Genomic DNA, 18,831 nt, shown 5'->3' with positions numbered 1-18,831 from the left:
GTTGATGACTTTTTTTATTTTACCACTACTTTTCTACAAAATTAAAACATTTTTTTATGATGCCGCTAAAAATGGTAATAAAATTACTAGATTTGTTAATGTTCAGAGAGTGTGATTACAAGTAGATTTTGGGAAAGTAAATGCACTAAAAGATTCAACAATTGGATCATTACCAGTTTTAGATTAAAACTATATTAACACAATTATATTTTACAAAAAGAGCAGTTGACAATGCTCTTTTTGTGTTAATTAATAAATTATTTTATCTAGTCTTATTTTAATATTTGAGTTTGTTGAATTAATTTATTTTTTTCTTTTATTCATAAATAAAATAATTTGATATTTTATTTATGAACTAAATTTATAATTATCAAATAAGAGGGGGTGTTAAAATGATAAATAATGTTGTATTAGTAGGTAAATTAATGAATGAACCAGAAATAATACCAACCAGAGAACAAATCTTTAATTTTGTAGAAAAGTAATGATACATGATAAAGTGTTATTTTTAGAGAATTTTTACACTAAATAATGTTACTTTTAACAAATTTTTAATTAAAAATAATATTTTAAGTGTAAATTGATGAATAATTTTTGGTCATCCATACTTTTCTACATAATTAAAAGAACAAATTCCAACAAAATGGACCAAGTTTATAATGGCAGTTGAAAGACCTTTTAAAAATCGTCAAAATCAATTTGAAATTGATTTTATCACTATTAAAACTTGAATAGCTAATACAGAGGAATTAAAAACACTATTAAAAAAGAATGCAATTATTGGTATTAAAGGTAGAATTCAAACATTTGCTAATAAAGCTAATGATTTTTACTATACAGAAATTATTGCTGATCGTATTATTTATTTAACTTAAAACTAATTAAAAAATGGTCTTAATTACTCAATAATTAAGACCATTTTTATTTTTACTACTAATAAGTTTATAGTCACTTTATATTTTTTCAAATTAAAACGATATATAGTAAAATAAATTTGTTATAATTTTACTATAATTTATTAGTATAAAAGGTTAGGAGCAAACAAAATGAAAATTGGAATTGTAAGTGATTCAGCTACTGGTTTTACCCTTGAAGATATGAAAAAATATCCTGAAATAATAATTATTCCTTTAAATATTATTGAAGGAGAAAATGCTTATGATGATAATAACATTGATATTGATAGTGAAACAATTCGTAAAAAGATGATTGATGAACACTATATTTTAAAAACTAGTCAAACTAGTCGTGGTAAACTTGAACAATATTGAGATAATGCTTTGAGTAAATATGATCAAATTTTATTTTTACCAATTGCTAATAATGCTTCAGGACAATATGCAAGTTCGCAAGTTTTACAAAAAGAAGAAAAATATAAAAATAAAGTTCATATTTTAGAAACAGGTGCTGCTTCAATACCTTTAAAATTTATGGTTTTAATTGCTTTTACTCTTGTTAAAAATGGAAAAAAAATTCCTGAAATTTTAGAAATTTTAAATAAATTCCGCAAAACTTATGAATCTTATATTGCTCCTAATGATTTAAAATTTTTAGCTCGTGGTGGTAGATTACCAATGAGTAAAGCAAGAATTGGTAATTTTTTACGTTTTAAACCAATTTTAAGATGTAAAGAAACAATTGATAATATTGGTAGAGTTAGAACGTTAAGTAAAGCTATGGAAGAAATGTTAGATATTATTACTAAAATTAAAGATGTTACTAAAGAAACAATATATATTATTGATGGTTGATGTAGAAAAGATATTATTGATGAAGCAATTAAAAAAGTAAAAAATAGAGGATTTACCAAATATAAAATTGAACCATTATGTAATATTTTAAAAACACATACTGGTAATAATACTATTGGTTTTTCAGTAGTACCTAATCAATGAGTAAAAGAAGTCTAATAAAAAAGTAGTTTTATAAAAGATTGATTAAGTATTCTGTTTTTTAGAAAAATATATAAAAAACTTTAAATCTAAAAAAGAATGTTAGTAAAGGTTAATTTAGTTTACTAACATTCAGATTTTTTCAACTTATAAATAATAAAATATTAAATATTATGATTTAAATTCTTATTAATAATTAAAGTTTTAAACTAAAGAAATAATTGAAAAAATTTAATAAAATAAATATTTATAAATCAAAGTAATGGTTTTTTAATTTATTGAGTTTTAACTATAAAATTAAAAAATATTTTTATTAAGTATCCTTAACCATTTCATAGTATAACTATTTTATTTTTTTAATTTTAATAGCCATTTTCATTTAGTGGTATTTTAAATCAAAAATCTTCATAACAAACAACATTTCCAAAATTATTTTTATATTTTTGATAAGAACGACAAATATTATTATAGGCTTGATAATAGCGTTTTTTATTAGTTTTATCAATGTGGTAAACTTTTAATATTGCTTCTTCCATAGTGTCATAAACACCTAAACAGTTATCTTCTTTATCATATCTCGCATAAATAAAATTATTTTTTTTCATTTTTAACTCCAATACTTTTTTATATATTCCCATAATTTAAGATTTACTTAGAACATAGATTATATTTATAATATTTAGGATTTTAAAAAAATATGAAATGGTGTAAGAACATTAAATTAGTTTGTAAATTTATAAAAAATAAAATGATAAGTTAAATTTATGACAATATTAAAAATATTGTTAATAACATAAATTGATAACAAATTATTTTTTTATAGAATATAGTTTTAATTGAAAAATTATTATTTATTGTTTATTTTTGAATTCTAAGTAAATCTTAATTTAAGTCTATAATTGAAAAAATGAATATACAATAAAAAATTCACTTTTTTATAAAAAGGCGAATTTATTTCATAATTTTATATTTATTTTAAAATTAAAATTTTATTTAATTTTTAACTAATATTTTTTAAATTTATTATTTTATTTTAAATAAACTTTTACTATTTTAGTGGTTTTTTATTTTTTTATTATAAATTATTTTTAATTTTTTTAGATTTATTTGAAAAAAATATTAACTAAACACTTTCTATTTTAAATGATTAAAAGTAAAATAATGTTGTTTTTAATAAAACAAGAAATAAATATATTAATAGTTTTAAAAAAACTACTAAAATATTTTTAAAATTTAATGGAGGATGAAAATGCAAACTTTTATTGGAATTATAGGTTATTTAGCCGGAATATTGTCTATTATAACATTTATTCCACAAGCAATAAAAACAATAAAAACTAAGGAAACTAAACATATAATCTTATCAACTTATATTATTTATAATATTGCTAATCTTTTTTTCTTGATATTTGGAATACTTTCAGTAACATTACCAGTAATGTGACCAGAAGGTGCTGATACTCTTGAAATTGCAATTTGAGGTTCTACCTTAATAATACCGTATACAGTAACAATGACTGCAACTAATTGTATTATTTATGTTAAAGTAAAAAATATGAAAACGTTGGGCGAAAATGCTAGAACTTTGGAGGAATAAAAATAATGGCAAATACTGAATGATGAATTATTACTATAATAGGGATTATTGGAGCACTTATTGCTGTTATAGCATTTTGTCCACAGTCTTTAAAAATAATAAAAACTAAAAAAACAGATGGTATTTCTTTACTTACATTTATTCTTTATACAACAGCTAATAGTTTATGAGTATTATGGGGCATTATTCATTTATCATATCATGGCGGATCTGAATCAACAATTTTAATGAAAGATTTAGTTATAATTTGTGCTAATACACCTTGTGCAATATGATCAGGAATTATTCTTGGTATTAAAATTAATAATATGTATAAATATGGTGAAGATTGTAAAAAATGAAAAGGTAAAGTAAATATAAAGAGTAACTTTTAATAGTTTATTTTTTATTAAACCTGAATTGTAAATATAAATGGGACAGTTTTTTAAAATAATTGTATTAAATCTATTGGTCTTTTATAAGATAGTGATTTTCTGGGTGTAGAATTAATTTGAAATGCTATAGTATTTAAATCTTTTTGGCAATGTTTAGTAATCTGTGTAACTTACAAAAATAACTATGTTTAATTAATTCTAGTAAATATAATTAAATGACTAGAAAGAGTGAGTTACAGATGGCTAAAAAACAAAATATTAATAATAATGATCCAATATCAAAAGCAGTAGATTTATTATTAGAAAATACTGAAGATTTAACAACAGTTTTTAAAGAAGGGGGTTTATATAAAGAATTAACAAAACGTTTAGTTGAAAAAATGTTGAATTCTGAAATGCAAAATTATTTAGGATATGAAAAAAATCAACATAGTAATACTGAAAATGCTCGTAATGGTACAAGTTCAAAAAAATTAATAACTCAACAAGGTAAAATTGAGATTGATGTACCAAGAGATCGCAATAGTGATTTTACTCCTGTAATAGTTGCAAAAAGACAGCGAAGATTTGATGGTTTTGATCAACAAGTGCTTTCACTATATGCAAAAGGTATGACTCTATCTGACATTAGAATGCAGTTACAAGAGTTATATCATGGTGCTGATATTAGTGAAAGTGTTATTAGTCAAATTACTGATGATGTTATTGATGATGTCAAAGCATGACAAAATCGACCATTAGAAAGTATTTATCCTATTGTTTACTTTGATTGTATAGTAGTTAAAGTAAGACAAGATAAACGCATTATTAACAAATCAGTTTATATAGCATTAGTAGTTGATTTAGAAGGCAAAAAAGATGTTTTAGGCTTATGAATTAGTGAAAATGAAGGTGCTAAATTTTGATTATCTAATTTGACAGAAATGAAAAATCGAGGCTTAAATGATATTCTTATTGCTTGTAGTGACAATTTAACAGGCATGTCAGAAGCAATACAATCAGTTTATCCTAAAACAGAACATCAATTATGCATTGTTCATCAAATTCGAAATAGTTTAAAATATGTTTCATACAAACATCGAAAAACTTTAGTTACAGATTTAAAGCCAATTTATACTGCATGTAGTGAAGAACAAGCAATGCAAGCTTTAGAATCATTTGAAAGTAAATGAAATAAACAATATCCTCAAATTGCTAAATCTTGATATAAAAATTGAGAAAATTTAATGGTTTTTATTAGTTATCCTGTAGAAATCAAAAGAGTAATTTATACTACAAATGCTATTGAATCTGTTAATAGTCAATTAAGAAAAGTTATCAGAAATAAAAAAGTTTTGGCAATGTTTAGTAATCTGTGTAACTTACAAAAATAACTATGTTTAATTAATTCTAGTAAATATAATTAAATGACTAGAAAGAGTGAGTTACAGATGGCTAAAAAACAAAATATTAATAATAATGATCCAATATCAAAAGCAGTAGATTTATTATTAGAAAATACTGAAGATTTAACAACAGTTTTTAAAGAAGGGGGTTTATATAAAGAATTAACAAAACGTTTAGTTGAAAAAATGTTGAATTCTGAAATGCAAAATTATTTAGGATATGAAAAAAATCAACATAGTAATACTGAAAATGCTCGTAATGGTACAAGTTCAAAAAAATTAATAACTCAACAAGGTAAAATTGAGATTGATGTACCAAGAGATCGCAATAGTGATTTTACTCCTGTAATAGTTGCAAAAAGACAGCGAAGATTTGATGGTTTTGATCAACAAGTGCTTTCACTATATGCAAAAGGTATGACTCTATCTGACATTAGAATGCAGTTACAAGAGTTATATCATGGTGCTGATATTAGTGAAAGTGTTATTAGTCAAATTACTGATGATGTTATTGATGATGTCAAAACATGACAAAATCGACCATTAGAAAGCATTTATCCGATTGTTTATTTTGATTGTATAGTAGTTAAAGTTCGACAAGATAAACGGATTATTAATAAATCAGTTTATATAGCATTAGGAGTTGATTTAGAAGGTAAAAAAGATGTTTTAGGCTTATGAATTAGTGAAAATGAAGGTGCTAAATTTTGATTAGCTAATTTCACAGAAATGAAAAATCGAGGCTTAAATGATATTTTGATTGCTTGTAGTGATAATTTAACAGGCATGTCAGAAGCAATACAAGCAGTTTATCCTAAAACAGAACATCAATTATGCATTGTTCATCAAATTCGAAATAGTTTAAAATATGTTTCATACAAACATCGAAAAACTCTAGTTACAGATTTAAAACCAATTTATAGTGCATGTAGTGAAGAACAAGCAATGCAAGCTTTAGAATCATTTGAAAGTAAATGAAATAAACAATATCCCCAAATTGCTAAATCTTGATATAAAAATTGAGAAAATTTGATGATTTTTATTAGTTATCCTGCAGAAATCAAAAGAGTAATTTATACAACAAATGCTATTGAATCTGTTAATAGTCAATTACGAAAAGTTATTAGAAACAAAAAAGCTTTTCCTAATGATATGTCAGTTTTTAAAATATTTTATTTAGCAATTGAAAATATAACAAAAAAATGAACATTGCCTATTCAAAATTGAAATACAGCAATTGCTCATTTTATGATAAAATTTGAAGATAGAATTAATCTGAACTAGTACTTTGTAAAACAAAGATACACAGATTTCTAAAAAGCCTCAAAGTTTTTCCTAATGATATGTCAGTTTTCAAAATATTTTATTTAGCAATTGAAAATATAACAAAAAAATGAACATTGCCTATTCAAAATTGAAATACAGCAATTGCTCATTTTATGATAAAATTTGAAGACAGAATTAATCTAAACTAGTACTTTGTAAAACAAAGATACACAGATTTCTAAAAAGCCTCATCTTTTTGTTTATATGAAGATAGATCTGTAGATTTTGGTAAATATCTTCTTAAAATACCATTATTATTTTCATTTAAACCTCTTTGACAAGGTTTACCAGGATCTGCAAAATAAATCTTAACATTACAATTTTTTTCGATTAATTTTCATTTACTAAATTCTTTACCACGATCAAAAGTAATAGTTTTAACTGTTCCTTTTTGTAACTTTGAAATAAATTTTATTATATTTTTTGTAATATTTTCTGATTTATTATTTTTAGTTGCTAAAGGAATTGTGGTTTTTGATCACATATCAGCTAAAGTAATAATAGAACTTTTATGATCTTTACCAATGATAGTATCACCCTCTAAATGACCAAATTCTTCTATATTTTTAATATTAGGAATGATTAAATTTCTTTCATGAATAGACTTACAATTATTAATTCTGCCCCTAGTTTCTTTTTGTTTGTGAGGTTTATTTTTTCCTTTTCTCAATAAGTTATTTTCATCAAAACCCATTCGATTTGTTTTAGAACCTGTTTAGAATCTTTTTAATAAAACTGAAATAAATGAAAGAACAACCATTTGTAAACTAGTATTTAGTTTTCTTTCACAATTTTTTCATAATCTTCTGTATTTTTCTAATCAAGCAAAGCTTCGTTCTACAATTCATCTTTTTGGTAATACTACAAAAGTATGTAATTCATTACGTTTTATCACTTCAACATTTGCATTTATGATTGTTTTGATTTCAGAAGCAAATTTTTCACCAGTATAACCAGCATCTACTATTATTTTTTGAACTGCAGAAAGATTTTCTTTTTCATTTTCAATCATTATTATAGCGCTATTACGATCTGTTTTTTCTGCTGTGGTTATGTAAATTGCATGTGGTAAACCTTGAGAATCAACAACAATATGACGTTTTATGCCTGAAATCTTTTTACCAGCATCATAACCTTTATTTTCAGTAGTATCTGTATTTTTAACACTTTGCGAATCAATTATACAAAAACTAGTTTGTTCTTTGCGATTATTATTGATACGAACTTTTTTAACTAATTTTTTTTAAAATTAATTGCAATACACTAGGTTCTTTACCATTATTTTTACTTCAAATTTGAAAATAATAATATACAGTTTGTCATTTTGGAAAATTTTTTGGTAGCATTCTTCATTGACAACCACTTTTTAATACATATAAAATTGCACAAAATACTTCATATAAATCTAAACTTCTTGGTTTTGTTTTCTTTTTGCTATTTTCTAAAATTGATTTTATGTTCTCAAATTGTTCTTTGGTGACATGACTTGGATAATTTTTATGCATACCTGAATTGTAAATATAAATGGGACAGTTTTTTAAAATAATTGTATTAAATCTATTGGTCTTTTATAAGATAGTGATTTTCTGGGTGTAGAATTAATTTGAAATGCTATAGTATTTAAATCTTTTTGTTTATATGAAGATAGATCCTTTAATTTTGTAGAAAAGTAATGATACATGATAAAGTGTTATTTTTAGAGAATTTTTACACTAAATAATGTTACTTTTAACAAATTTTTAATTAAAAATAATATTTTAAGTGTAAATTGATGAATAATTTTTGGTCATCCATACTTTTCTACATAATTAAAAGATAGATCTGTAGATTTTGGTAAATATCTTCTTAAAATACCATTATTATTTTCATTTAAACCTCTTTGACAAGGTTTACCAGGATCTGCAAAATAAATCTTAACATTACAATTTTTTTCGATTAATTTTCATTTACTAAATTCTTTACCACGATCAAAAGTAATAGTTTTAACTGTTCCTTTTTGTAACTTTGAAATAAATTTTATTATATTTTTTGTAATATTTTCTGATTTATTATTTTTAGTTGCTAAAGGAATTGTGGTTTTTGATCATATATCAGCTAAAGTAATAATAGAACTTTTATGATCTTTACCAATGATAGTATCACCTTCTAAATGACCAAATTCTTCTATATTTTTAATATTAGGAATGATTAAATTTCTTTCATGAATAGACTTACAATTATTAATTCTGCCCCTAGTTTCTTTTTGTTTGTGAGGTTTATTTTTTCCTTTTCTCAATAAGTTATTTTCATCAAAACCCATTCGATTTGTTTTAAACATGTTATATAAAGTTTTTGTTGAAATACTTTTTATTTTATTTTCCTTTAAAAAATTAGCAATTATATCAAGAGCATAATTTTTAGTAATTAACAAATGATTAATAGTATTAATTTCTATTAAAGTTAAAATTATTAATTTTCTACCTGCATTTTGTTTATTTTTTTGAATTTTATTCAATATTTCTAATGGTAATAAGTTTTGATTTAATAATCTACAAACTCTATGTACAGTTGATTTACTATAATCAATGGCTTTTGCTATTTTACGAATCGAAAATCCATAACTTTTATATTCTTTTATTGCTATTATTGATTCAATAGTCAGATACTTATACATTGTGCTAATTCCTTTCTTTTCTTAATTATAGAATTAACACAATTTAATTTTTATATAAGTGTCCTTTTTAATTTTACAATTCAGGAAAAATAATAATTTATTACTAAAAATGCATTGTAATGATGCATTTTTTAATAGTTATAGTAGTAAAATACTTATCAAAATTAAAAAAAATAATTTAAGTTATAATATATGTATAATTAAAAATTTTGTGGGGTTAAATAATGATAATTCAAAATGATGTTTATAAAATTCTAGTACAAGTAATCCTAGAAAAAGGTCATTGTAATGTTTTATTAGCACAAATGATGCGAGATAAAAATCTAACATTATCAGAAAAAGAAGCAATTGAAAAGATAGTACTAGGAACTTTAAAAAATCAAATTTATTTAGATTATATATTAAATCAAATATGAAATGTTTTGAAATCAGTAATTACTATTCCTTTTCACATAACTATTTTATTATGAATAGTTTTATATGAAATTTATTTTTTAGAAATTACTAATAAAGAAATCTTCATTGAAAATACTTTAAAAAAAGTAAGCACCATTGATAATAAACTAACATTTATTATTTCTAAAGTATTAGATTTATGTTTTACTGAATTTAGATCAGAATTTAACTTACAAAAAGAAAGTAAACAAAATATTAAATTAATTAAATATAGTTATCCTAGTTGATTATATTCTTTAATAAAATCACAATTTAGTATTAATATTGCAAATCAATTGATAAAAGATAACTTAAGAATGCCATTAATTAGTTTTAGAGTTAATACATTAAAAACTACTGTTAATAAAGTGTTAAACAATGAAAATTATAAATCTTTTAACTTTTGTTTAAGCGAGATAGTATCTGATGGTATTATTAGTTCAAAGTCAATTTTTAACACAAAATTATATGAAAATGGTGAAATTATTAAACAAGACCAAGCAAGTATGTTAGTTAGTCATATTTTAGATCCACAACCATATGATGAAGTATTAGATATGTGTGCAGGAATTGCTAGTAAAACAGCCCATATGGCAGCTTTAATGTCTAATCACGGTAAGATAGTTGCTTGTGATATCAATGAAGAACGATTAAAAATTGGTGTTACTTATTTAAAAAAATTAGGCGTAACAAATACTGAACTTAAATATGGTGATTCTACAATATTAGATTTTAATAATAAATTTGACAAAATTTTAATTGATGCTCCTAGTACTGCTTGAGGTTTAATTAAAAGAAAACCAGAAGTTAAACTTATCAATTGAAGTAAAGAAGAAATTAATCACTTAATTACTGTTCAAGCAAAATTATTAAATAAGGCTTATCAACTTTTAAAACCTGAAGCGATAGTTGTGTATGTTACTTGTACTTTCAATATTAAAGAAAATCAAAATCAAATTGAGAAGTTTGTTAAAAATCACGCAGATATGACAATCATTGCAGAAAAACAATTTTTTGGTTTTAATAACAATACTGATGGATTTTATATTTGTAAATTAAAAAAAGGAATATAGGGGGTCAGTTTATGAAAATAAATGCTAGTTATAAAACAGATGTTGGTAATTATCGTACAAATAATCAAGATGCCGTTTTATATTTAACAAATAATACTGGACAAGTTATTGGCGTTGTTTGTGATGGATTGGGTGGTCATAAATGTGGTGAAGTGGCCAGTAATATGGCTGTTAGTATGTTAAAAAAATTTTTTGAAACAACAGATTTTACTAAATTAAAACATGATAAACAAATTCATGCATGATTACAAGAAAAGATAGATATTATTCAAATTGAAATGAATAATTTTAGTTTAAGTAATGAACAAGCGCTTGATATGGGAACAACTATGGTAATAATTTTAATTACTAATAACAAAGCTTATTTAGTAAATATTGGTGATTCACGTATTTATCAATATAGTGAACAAGGATTAAAACAGTTAACAGTTGATCATAATATTTTAAATTTATATTTACAAAAAAATACAACTAAAGAATTAAGTGTTGATTTAAATCACACTTATTGAAAGGCATTGACTAGTGCTCTTGGTCCACGTAAGCCATTAAAAACCGATATTTTTCATTTACCATTAATAATTCCATCATATTTTCTTTTAACTAGTGATGGTGTTCATGATTTTTTAGAAGAATATGAAATAGTTAATATTTTAGAAAAAAATGGAAATATTAATAATAAAGTTAAATTATTAATTAAGCAAGCATTACTTAATGTTTCAACTGATAATGTTACTGCATTATTAATGGAAATAAAATTTTAGTCTTTTGACATTTTTGTGTAAAATATAAATTATAAATAAGTTAGTAATTTTTAAAAAATAAATTTAAAAGTAATGGTGAAACTAATGGAAATAAATAAATTATTGAATAATCGTTATCATATTTTAAAAATTATTGGTTCGGGTGGTATGGCTAAAGTTTATGAAGCACAAGATAAATATTTAAATCGGCAAGTTGCTTTAAAAGTAATTAATCCAATTTCACCACTAGATGACTTAATAAAAGAACGATTTTTGCAAGAAATTAGAGCAGTATCTAGAGTTAGACATCCCAATGTTATTTTGGTATATGATGTTTTTATTGATAAGAAAGATTGATGCTTAGTTTTTGAATTATTAGAAGGTAAAACATTAAAAGAATATTTAAGTAATTATTCAGTTTTATCAGTTAATGAAGTTATAGTTATTATGAAAGAAATTTTAAAAGGGGTTAATGCGTGTCATGCAGTCAATATTATTCATCGTGATTTAAAACCTGAAAATATTATTTTAACTAGTAGTGGAGCAATTAAAGTTTTAGACTTTGGTATTGCTGTTATTGATGATTATGAAGTTAAAAAACACGCTAATCAAGTTGTAGGAACAATGAAATATATTGCTCCAGAAGTAGTAAAATTTCAAAAACCAACAATTCAAAGTGATATTTATGCTTTAGGTATTATATTATATGAATTATTAGTTGGTAAACCACCTTTTTTTCATAAAAATCCACAAATATTAGCCGCCAAACATATTAAAGAACCAATGCCATTAATTCATGAAATTAATAAGAATATTCCACAAAGTTTAGAAAATATTATTTTGAAGGCAACTGCTAAGAATATTAATGATCGCTATCGGACAATTAGTGAATTGAGTAATGATTTAGATTGTTGTTTAAAAACGGAAAATAAAAATAATATGTTATTTAAGAAAAATTACTTAAATTCACAAAAATTAAAAAAACCATTTTATTTAAAAAAAGAATTTTTATCATCTTTAATTTTAATTATATTATTACTTATTGGTGTTATTATAAGCATATTAATTTTATATTAATTGGAGGACACTATGAATTTTAAACAAGGAATAGTTATTGGAGTTGCAAATAACTTTGTTGAAGTAAGAATTGAAAATCAAATTTATTCTTGTTTAATCAAAGGAAATTTAAAATTTCAAACAGCAAAAATTTTAGTTGGTGATTATGTTAAAGTTAATTTTAAAGATGATAAAAATCCTTTGGTTGAATCAATTTTACCTCGATTTAATGAACTATATCGACCAAGCATTGCTAATGTTGATCAAGTATTAATTGTTAGTTCTCTTGTTAATCCTTTTCTTAGTAGTTTTCTATTAAATAAATTATTAACTATTTTTAATTATTATCATTTAAAAATAATTTTAATATTTACAAAAATTGATTTGGTAACTAAAGATAATGAAGTTTGAACAAAAGTTAAAGCATATCAGAATTTAAATTTACCAACAATTTTTATTTCAAATGTTAAAAAAAATGGTATTGAAGATTTAAAAAAAGTTTTTACAAACAAGTTATCAATATTAACAGGTACTTCAGGAGTGGGAAAGAGTTCAACTTTAAATAGTTTGGATAATAATTTAAAATTATGAACACAGGATATTTCTACAAGTTTAAATCGTGGTAAACATACCACAACTAAAACTCGCCTTTATTTTTTACATGATGGTATTATTGCAGATACACCTGGTTTTTCGGTCTTTCAGTTGCAAGGTCTAAGTAGTATTGATATTGCTACTAATTTTCCTAGTTTTACTAATATTTGACAAAATTGTAAGTTTCGTACTTGCTTACATCAGCAAGAACCAGAATGTGCAATTAAAAAAGCAGTTGCAAATAAAATAATTTCTAGTTTTTTTTATGAAGATTATTGTAAAATTTTAATAGAATTCAATAAAATTAATAATTTAAAATAAAGGATGGTAATATATGAAAAAAGAAGTAACAATTGCCGCTAGCATTTTAACTGCTAACTTTCTATCTTTAAAAGATGATTTATTAAATTTACAAAATGCAGGAATTAATTGAATTCATTTTGATGTTATGGATCATCATTTTGTTGAAAATTTAAGTTTTGGTGCAAAAATATTAAGTGATATATGTAAATTTAGTTCTAATATCAATATTGATTGTCATATGATGGTAAAGATAACAACATTAAAAGTATGTGATTATTTAAAACCATTTATAATTTTACCGCAAGTTAAAAATATTACTTTGCATTATGAAGCATTAACAGAAGAACAATTAAAAGAATTTCTGCAGTGAAAAAACCCTGGTTTTAAAAAAGGAATTGCCATTAATCCTGATACACCAATTTCAAAAATTTATGATTATTTGAAAGATCTTGATACAATTTTAATTATGAGTGTGCAACCAGGTGCGGGTGGACAACGTTTTTTAGATTTAACTATTAATAAAATTAAAATGTTAGTAAAACATATCGATAATAATTTTCCAAATATTACAATTGCTGTTGATGGTGGCATTAATAATTTAACAGCAAATGATTGTATTGCTGCTGGTGCTAATTACCTAGTAGCGGGTAGTTATTTATTAAATAGTGATAATTCAGTAAAAAAACAAGTTGCGATGTTAACAAATTATGAAAAATAGTGATATTAAACAATTAGTAATTGTTTGTCGTGATTATAATTTAAATTGAGAACAATTTATTAATCCAATTTTTATTGGTGTTGAAACTGGTGTTTTATCATTATTAAAATATAAAAAACCAATTAAGTTTATTTGTGGTGATAATGATACCATTAATAAACAACAGTTAAAGATTTTAAATGATCAAAGTAAAATACATAATTTTGAAATTATTACTTTTAATAAAGAAAAAGATTTTATTGATAGTGAACTTGCGATAGTTACTGCAATTTCCAAAAAAATTAATTTTCAACAAATAGTGATAGTAAGTGATGGAATACGTTGGGATATGTTACTTGCTACTATTAATATATTAAAAAAATATGAATGTTTTAACCCAATTTTATTAGGTGAAAATAATTATTGTTTTTTACTAAAAGCAAAATCAGAATATATTTTTTACAATTGACAATTAACATATAAATATATTTCTTTTTTTAGTTTAGACAATGAAGAAGTAATTTATAATTTTAGTGGTTGTAAGTTTTATCCAAATCAAGATATTACTGTTACTAATAATAGTACGCAAACTATTAGTAATGAATTTAACAAAGAAGAAAGACCAAAACTAATTATTAAAAAAGGAAAATGTTTAGTTTTTTTACATAAATAATTTTTAAAATTTAGAAAAACTAATTATTATTTTATGCCAAAAGTATATTAATAAAATCTTAAAAAAAAGATAGTATAATAAAAATCATAAACTTAATATAAGTTTTCTAACCCTTATTTTTATTAAAAATAAATGGGTTTTTTATTTTTTAAAATAGGAGAAATTAAAAAATGGTAAAAGAAAAAATGTTATCTGCAACAGAGTTAATAAAAAAACTTGAAAGTATAAAGTTAAGATATCAAAAACAACATAATACTCAAATTCCTTATTTTAAAAGAATTATTGAAGAATTAAAAGGTATATCTTTGGTTGCAGATATTCCTAATGTTATTAAAAATCTTAAATATCTTCAAGATAATTGCGGAAAAAGTTTTTAATTATGTAGAAAAGTATGGATGACCAAAAATTATTCATCAATTTACACTTAAAATATTATTTTTAATTAAAAATTTGTTAAAAGTAACATTATTTAGTGTAAAAATTCTCTAAAAATAACACTTTATCATGTATCATTACTTTTCTACAAAATTAAAGGAAAAAGTACCAAAAAATATTCTGATAAAGCAATAATGCCAATTTTATCTTTGTTTACTGTAACTATTAGTTTTTTAGAAGCACAAGTAAATAAGGGGGCATTAGCAATAGATTTTAAAAATATATATAAATATGATTTAAGTAATGTTTTAACTACTTCAGAAGATAAGTTATTTGTATTAGGTTCACAAACTGATTTAGAAGTTGAAATAAAGCATAGAGATAGTTCTAAAAGTTTAGATGATTTAACACTATATGATAGTTCAGACATTAATGAAATTTTTAAAGAAATGCAAGAAAAAATACATGGTTTAAAAATACTAAAAGAAGCTAAAAATAAAATATGTGGACAAATTAATAATTTTAATTTGAATTTCAAAAATGAAAAACAATTAGCAAGAAGATGGTGACATTGACCACTTAAATTTTTGACTTGTGGAATGTGAGAAAGTAATAAAATTAAAGCAATTAATAATAAATATAGTAAGGATAGTTTTGATAAATTAATTGGCGAACATAATGGATTAAATACTAAAATTAATGAGTTAGAAAGTGATATTGAAATTTTAAAAACTAAAGTTAATAAATTAGAAAAGAAAACTAAAATATTATGAAGTAGTAGTTTAAATTATGGTAAAAAATGAAAATCAATAAATGATTTAGATGAACATAATATTGTAGAAAAGAGTTTTTCATATCAAAATTTATTATAAGACGTTATTATTTGGTGATAATTTATTTTTTTAATTTAAAATAAAAATTAATCTCTTTAAAATTTTATTTTTAAAGAGATTAATAATATTTTTTGTTGAAAGGATATAATTTAAGCAATAAGAAATAATAATTATAAAATTATTTTAAATTTTAGTAGTTTTAGATATTTTACTTGGAAGTAATGTTGTGGTTGTAATTCCCATCAGTAGTAATAAAGGTCATTCAAACTCTAATAATGTATCTAAGTCTAATTTATTTGTTAATAAAAAACCTAAATATAAAACTACTGCCAATAAAAATGCAAATATTATTGTTAATAATTTAATTATAAAATAAAATTTAAGTTTTTTTAATTCGTATTTATCATTTTCAGTTTGTTCATCATTTTCTTTTGAATTCAAATTATTTTTAGTTTGAATATCACTTGTTTCGATAGTTTTTTTTAATTTTTGATCATTTTTATCATTTGTTTTTTGAATCTGTTTTTGTTTCATTTTATCCTCTTTTTTTAATTTATATAGTAATAAACACTTATAGTATATCAAAAATAATAATTAAATAAGATAAAAAAGTATAAATGTTTGTTTTTGCTTAATAAGCACTAAAAATTTACTTTTTATTAAGTAATTACACAAATTATTTATAATGTAATTGATTTATTTAATTCATCATCATATTCTTTTAAAAGTTGTTTTGAATCGTTTATAATTTGTTTTACTTCTGGTGAATATTGTTCCATTTGTGCTTGTGATACTTCGAACCTCCCTATTCTTATTAGTTCAAGTTCAATGTCTCTAGTATTTTTTTCTTCTTTTAATTCATAAGAACAAGATCATAATGATGATGGTTCATCTACAAATAGTTCTTTTTTTAATTTTTGGATTTCTTTTGGCAATGTTTAGTAATCTGTGTAACTTACAAAAATAACTATGTTTAATTAATTCTAGTAAATATAATTAAATGACTAGAAAGAGTGAGTTACAGATGGCTAAAAAACAAAATATTAATAATAATGATCCAATATCAAAAGTAGTAGATTTATTATTAGAAAATACTGAAGATTTAACAACAGTTTTTAAAGAAGGGGGTTTATATAAAGAATTAACAAAACGTTTAGTTGAAAAAATGTTGAATTCTGAAATGCAAAATTATTTAGGATATGAAAAAAATCAACATAGTAATACTGAAAATGCTCGTAATGGTACAAGTTCAAAAAAATTAATAACTCAACAAGGTAAAATTGAGATTGATGTACCAAGAGATCGCAATAGTGATTTTACTCCTGTAATAGTTGCAAAAAGACAGCGAAGATTTGATGGTTTTGATCAACAAGTGCTTTCACTATATGCAAAAGGTATGACTCTATCTGACATTAGAATGCAGTTACAAGAGTTATATCATGGTGCTGATATTAGTGAAAGTGTTATTAGTCAAATTACTGATGATGTTATTGATGATGTCAAAGCATGACAAAATCGACCATTAGAAAGCGTTTATCCGATTGTTTATTTTGATTGTATAGTAGTTAAAGTTCGACAAGATAAACGGATTATTAATAAATCAGTTTATATAGCATTAGGAGTTGATTTAGAAGGTAAAAAAGATGTTTTAGGCTTATGAATTAGTGAAAATGAAGGTGCTAAATTTTGATTAGCTAATTTCACAGAAATGAAAAATCGAGGCTTAAATGATATTTTGATTGCTTGTAGTGATAATTTAACAGGCATGTCAGAAGCAATACAAGCAGTTTATCCTAAAACAGAACATCAATTATGCATTGTTCATCAAATTCGAAATAGTTTAAAATATGTTTCATACAAACATCGAAAAACTCTAGTTACAGATTTAAAACCAATTTATAGTGCATGTAGTGAAGAACAAGCAATGCAAGCTTTAGAATCATTTGAAAGTAAATGAAATAAACAATATCCCCAAATTGCTAAATCTTGATATAAAAATTGAGAAAATTTGATGATTTTTATTAGTTATCCTGCAGAAATCAAAAGAGTAATTTATACAACAAATGCTATTGAATCTGTTAATAGTCAATTACGAAAAGTTATTAGAAACAAAAAAGCTTTTCCTAATGATATGTCAGTTTTTAAAATATTTTATTTAGCAATTGAAAATATAACAAAAAAATGAACATTGCCTATTCAAAATTGAAATACAGCAATTGCTCATTTTATGATAAAATTTGAAGACAGAATTAATCTGAACTAGTACTTTGTAAAACAAAGATACACAGATTTCTAAAAAGCCTCTTTCTTTTCAAATATTTTTTATTTTTTCTTCAATTTCTTTAATGTTCATTTTTTCTTTTTTACGTTCTTCATTTAAAATTAGTATGTATTCTGTAATTCCAAGTGGGTCATTATTAATTTCAAAAAATTTAATTAAAGCTATTAATACCTTGATGCCAGTATTTTTGCTATTTTTTATTATTTGTGCAATATTTGGATATTCTGTTTTAAATTGTGTTCAGTTTTTTGATTCTTGTTTATTTTCATTATCTTGTAATGGTTTTTCTTCAAATATTTCGAATTCTTGAGATTGTTGAGGATTTTCTTCATTAACTTTTGTATCATTATCTAAGATTATAGTTTCAAATATTTTTAATAAATATTCATCTGGTATTTTTTTGTTAATATTTTTTATTGCTTCTTTTTTTCTTTTTTCTCATTCATTTTGAAATAGTTTTTCTTTTTCTATATAAGCTAAAGGCATATCTTTTAATCTTTTTCCTTTCTTTAATTTTAATTTCCTGAATTGTAAATATAAATGG

General features: G+C 22.8%; 21 protein-coding genes and 4 pseudogenes. 16 read left to right on the top strand and 9 right to left on the bottom strand.

Going from position 1 to position 18,831, the window contains the following annotated elements:
- Positions 1-508: 508 nt before the first annotated feature.
- Positions 509-628 (bottom strand): annotated as a pseudogene (locus tag AAHH39_RS09270) (IS30 family transposase); the annotation flags it as partial.
- Between the two features lie 31 nt (positions 629-659).
- Here AAHH39_RS09270 and AAHH39_RS09265 point away from each other — a divergent pair.
- On the top strand, positions 660-875 hold the full coding sequence (locus tag AAHH39_RS09265; protein ID WP_338987524.1) for a single-stranded DNA-binding protein: 216 nt from the start codon (positions 660-662) through the stop codon (positions 873-875).
- Positions 876-1,046: 171 nt separating this feature from the next.
- Positions 1,047-1,910: a DegV family protein gene (locus AAHH39_RS09260; RefSeq protein ID WP_342217853.1), complete on the top strand. Its 864-nt coding sequence runs from the start codon at positions 1,047-1,049 to the stop codon at positions 1,908-1,910.
- Between the two features lie 344 nt (positions 1,911-2,254).
- Here AAHH39_RS09260 and AAHH39_RS09255 read toward each other — a convergent pair whose 3' ends face one another.
- Positions 2,255-2,497 (bottom strand): hypothetical protein, encoded by a 243-nt coding sequence (locus AAHH39_RS09255; RefSeq protein ID WP_342217852.1) that lies wholly within the window; start codon positions 2,495-2,497, stop codon positions 2,255-2,257.
- A 644-nt stretch (positions 2,498-3,141) separates the two neighbouring features.
- Here AAHH39_RS09255 and AAHH39_RS09250 point away from each other — a divergent pair.
- The 5 genes and pseudogenes from AAHH39_RS09250 to AAHH39_RS09230 all read left to right on the top strand — a co-directional run bounded on the left by AAHH39_RS09250 (position 3,142) and on the right by AAHH39_RS09230 (position 6,723).
- The gene (locus AAHH39_RS09250) at positions 3,142-3,489 is read left to right on the top strand and encodes a SemiSWEET family sugar transporter (RefSeq protein ID WP_286642184.1); all 348 of its coding nucleotides are present in this window, start codon (positions 3,142-3,144) and stop codon (positions 3,487-3,489) included.
- A 5-nt stretch (positions 3,490-3,494) separates the two neighbouring features.
- The gene (locus tag AAHH39_RS09245; protein WP_342217851.1) at positions 3,495-3,863 is read left to right on the top strand and encodes a SemiSWEET family sugar transporter; all 369 of its coding nucleotides are present in this window, start codon (positions 3,495-3,497) and stop codon (positions 3,861-3,863) included.
- Positions 3,864-4,102: 239 nt separating this feature from the next.
- Positions 4,103-5,197: pseudogene (locus AAHH39_RS09240) on the top strand (IS256 family transposase); the annotation flags it as partial.
- 96 nt (positions 5,198-5,293) lie between these two features.
- Positions 5,294-6,532 carry an IS256 family transposase gene (locus AAHH39_RS09235; protein WP_342219300.1) on the top strand — a complete coding sequence of 413 codons (1,239 nt, stop codon included), beginning with the start codon at positions 5,294-5,296 and terminating at the stop codon, positions 6,530-6,532.
- Between the two features lie 59 nt (positions 6,533-6,591).
- Positions 6,592-6,723, top strand: a complete 132-nt coding sequence (locus tag AAHH39_RS09230) for a hypothetical protein (RefSeq protein ID WP_342217510.1) — start codon at positions 6,592-6,594, stop codon at positions 6,721-6,723.
- Here the strand turns inward: AAHH39_RS09230 and AAHH39_RS09225 are convergent.
- The 4 genes and pseudogenes from AAHH39_RS09225 to AAHH39_RS09210 all read right to left on the bottom strand — a co-directional run.
- Positions 6,710-7,280: pseudogene (locus AAHH39_RS09225) on the bottom strand (IS30 family transposase); the annotation flags it as partial. The gene AAHH39_RS09230 and the pseudogene AAHH39_RS09225 overlap by 14 nt on opposite strands.
- Before the next feature lie 9 nt (positions 7,281-7,289).
- Positions 7,290-8,079, bottom strand: a protein-coding gene (locus tag AAHH39_RS09220; RefSeq protein WP_425288900.1) for an IS5 family transposase whose coding sequence is annotated in 2 segments (ribosomal slippage) — positions 7,290-7,817 and positions 7,819-8,079 — 789 coding nt in all. Because the reading frame shifts where the segments join, the coding sequence is not laid out codon by codon here.
- Between the two features lie 32 nt (positions 8,080-8,111).
- Positions 8,112-8,225, bottom strand: a pseudogene (locus tag AAHH39_RS09215) (IS30 family transposase); the annotation flags it as partial.
- Between the two features lie 45 nt (positions 8,226-8,270).
- Positions 8,271-9,227, bottom strand: coding sequence for an IS30 family transposase (locus tag AAHH39_RS09210; RefSeq protein ID WP_342217847.1), 957 nt, complete (start codon positions 9,225-9,227; stop codon positions 8,271-8,273).
- Between the two features lie 224 nt (positions 9,228-9,451).
- Here AAHH39_RS09210 and AAHH39_RS09205 point away from each other — a divergent pair, with 224 nt between their 5' ends.
- The 8 genes from AAHH39_RS09205 to AAHH39_RS09170 all read left to right on the top strand — a co-directional run bounded on the left by AAHH39_RS09205 (position 9,452) and on the right by AAHH39_RS09170 (position 16,045).
- Positions 9,452-10,735, top strand: a complete 1,284-nt coding sequence (locus AAHH39_RS09205; RefSeq protein ID WP_342217846.1) for a methyltransferase domain-containing protein — start codon at positions 9,452-9,454, stop codon at positions 10,733-10,735.
- Between the two features lie 11 nt (positions 10,736-10,746).
- On the top strand, positions 10,747-11,496 hold the full coding sequence (locus tag AAHH39_RS09200; protein ID WP_342217845.1) for a PP2C family protein-serine/threonine phosphatase: 750 nt from the start codon (positions 10,747-10,749) through the stop codon (positions 11,494-11,496).
- An 84-nt stretch (positions 11,497-11,580) separates the two neighbouring features.
- A complete protein-coding gene (locus AAHH39_RS09195; RefSeq protein ID WP_342217844.1) occupies positions 11,581-12,552 on the top strand; it encodes a serine/threonine-protein kinase in 972 nt (323 codons plus the stop codon).
- Between the two features lie 12 nt (positions 12,553-12,564).
- Complete coding sequence (rsgA, locus tag AAHH39_RS09190) at positions 12,565-13,446, top strand: ribosome small subunit-dependent GTPase A (RefSeq protein WP_342217843.1); 882 nt, start codon at positions 12,565-12,567, stop codon at positions 13,444-13,446.
- 13 nt (positions 13,447-13,459) lie between these two features.
- Entirely contained in the window at positions 13,460-14,146 is a 687-nt protein-coding gene (locus AAHH39_RS09185) for a ribulose-phosphate 3-epimerase (RefSeq protein ID WP_342217842.1), read from the top strand.
- Positions 14,136-14,798, top strand: coding sequence for a thiamine diphosphokinase (locus AAHH39_RS09180; protein ID WP_342217841.1), 663 nt, complete (start codon positions 14,136-14,138; stop codon positions 14,796-14,798). The genes AAHH39_RS09185 and AAHH39_RS09180 overlap by 11 nt, the downstream gene beginning before the upstream one ends.
- A 170-nt stretch (positions 14,799-14,968) precedes the next feature.
- A complete protein-coding gene (locus AAHH39_RS09175; protein ID WP_342217840.1) occupies positions 14,969-15,175 on the top strand; it encodes a hypothetical protein in 207 nt (68 codons plus the stop codon).
- 192 nt (positions 15,176-15,367) lie between these two features.
- The gene (locus tag AAHH39_RS09170) at positions 15,368-16,045 is read left to right on the top strand and encodes a hypothetical protein (RefSeq protein WP_342217839.1); all 678 of its coding nucleotides are present in this window, start codon (positions 15,368-15,370) and stop codon (positions 16,043-16,045) included.
- A 144-nt stretch (positions 16,046-16,189) separates the two neighbouring features.
- Here the strand turns inward: AAHH39_RS09170 and AAHH39_RS09165 are convergent, their stop codons facing one another.
- Both AAHH39_RS09165 and AAHH39_RS09160 read right to left on the bottom strand, forming a co-directional pair.
- Positions 16,190-16,540, bottom strand: coding sequence for a hypothetical protein (locus AAHH39_RS09165; protein WP_342217838.1), 351 nt, complete (start codon positions 16,538-16,540; stop codon positions 16,190-16,192).
- Positions 16,541-16,686: 146 nt separating this feature from the next.
- Positions 16,687-16,941 (bottom strand): hypothetical protein, encoded by a 255-nt coding sequence (locus AAHH39_RS09160; RefSeq protein WP_342217837.1) that lies wholly within the window; start codon positions 16,939-16,941, stop codon positions 16,687-16,689.
- 89 nt (positions 16,942-17,030) lie between these two features.
- On the opposite strand from AAHH39_RS09160, the gene AAHH39_RS09155 reads away from it, so the two are divergent.
- Positions 17,031-18,269, top strand: a complete 1,239-nt coding sequence (locus AAHH39_RS09155; RefSeq protein WP_342219342.1) for an IS256 family transposase — start codon at positions 17,031-17,033, stop codon at positions 18,267-18,269.
- On the opposite strand, the gene AAHH39_RS09150 is transcribed toward AAHH39_RS09155, so the two are convergent.
- The gene (locus AAHH39_RS09150) at positions 18,162-18,773 is read right to left on the bottom strand and encodes a hypothetical protein (RefSeq protein WP_342217836.1); all 612 of its coding nucleotides are present in this window, start codon (positions 18,771-18,773) and stop codon (positions 18,162-18,164) included. The two genes, AAHH39_RS09155 and AAHH39_RS09150, sit on opposite strands and share 108 nt — an antisense overlap.
- Positions 18,774-18,831: the final 58 nt, after the last annotated feature.

This window comes from Spiroplasma endosymbiont of Amphimallon solstitiale, assembly GCF_964030965.1.
Classification (GTDB): domain Bacteria; phylum Bacillota_I; class Bacilli_A; order Mycoplasmatales; family VBWQ01; genus Spiroplasma_E.
This window is presented reverse-complemented; position numbering and strand designations above follow the sequence as displayed.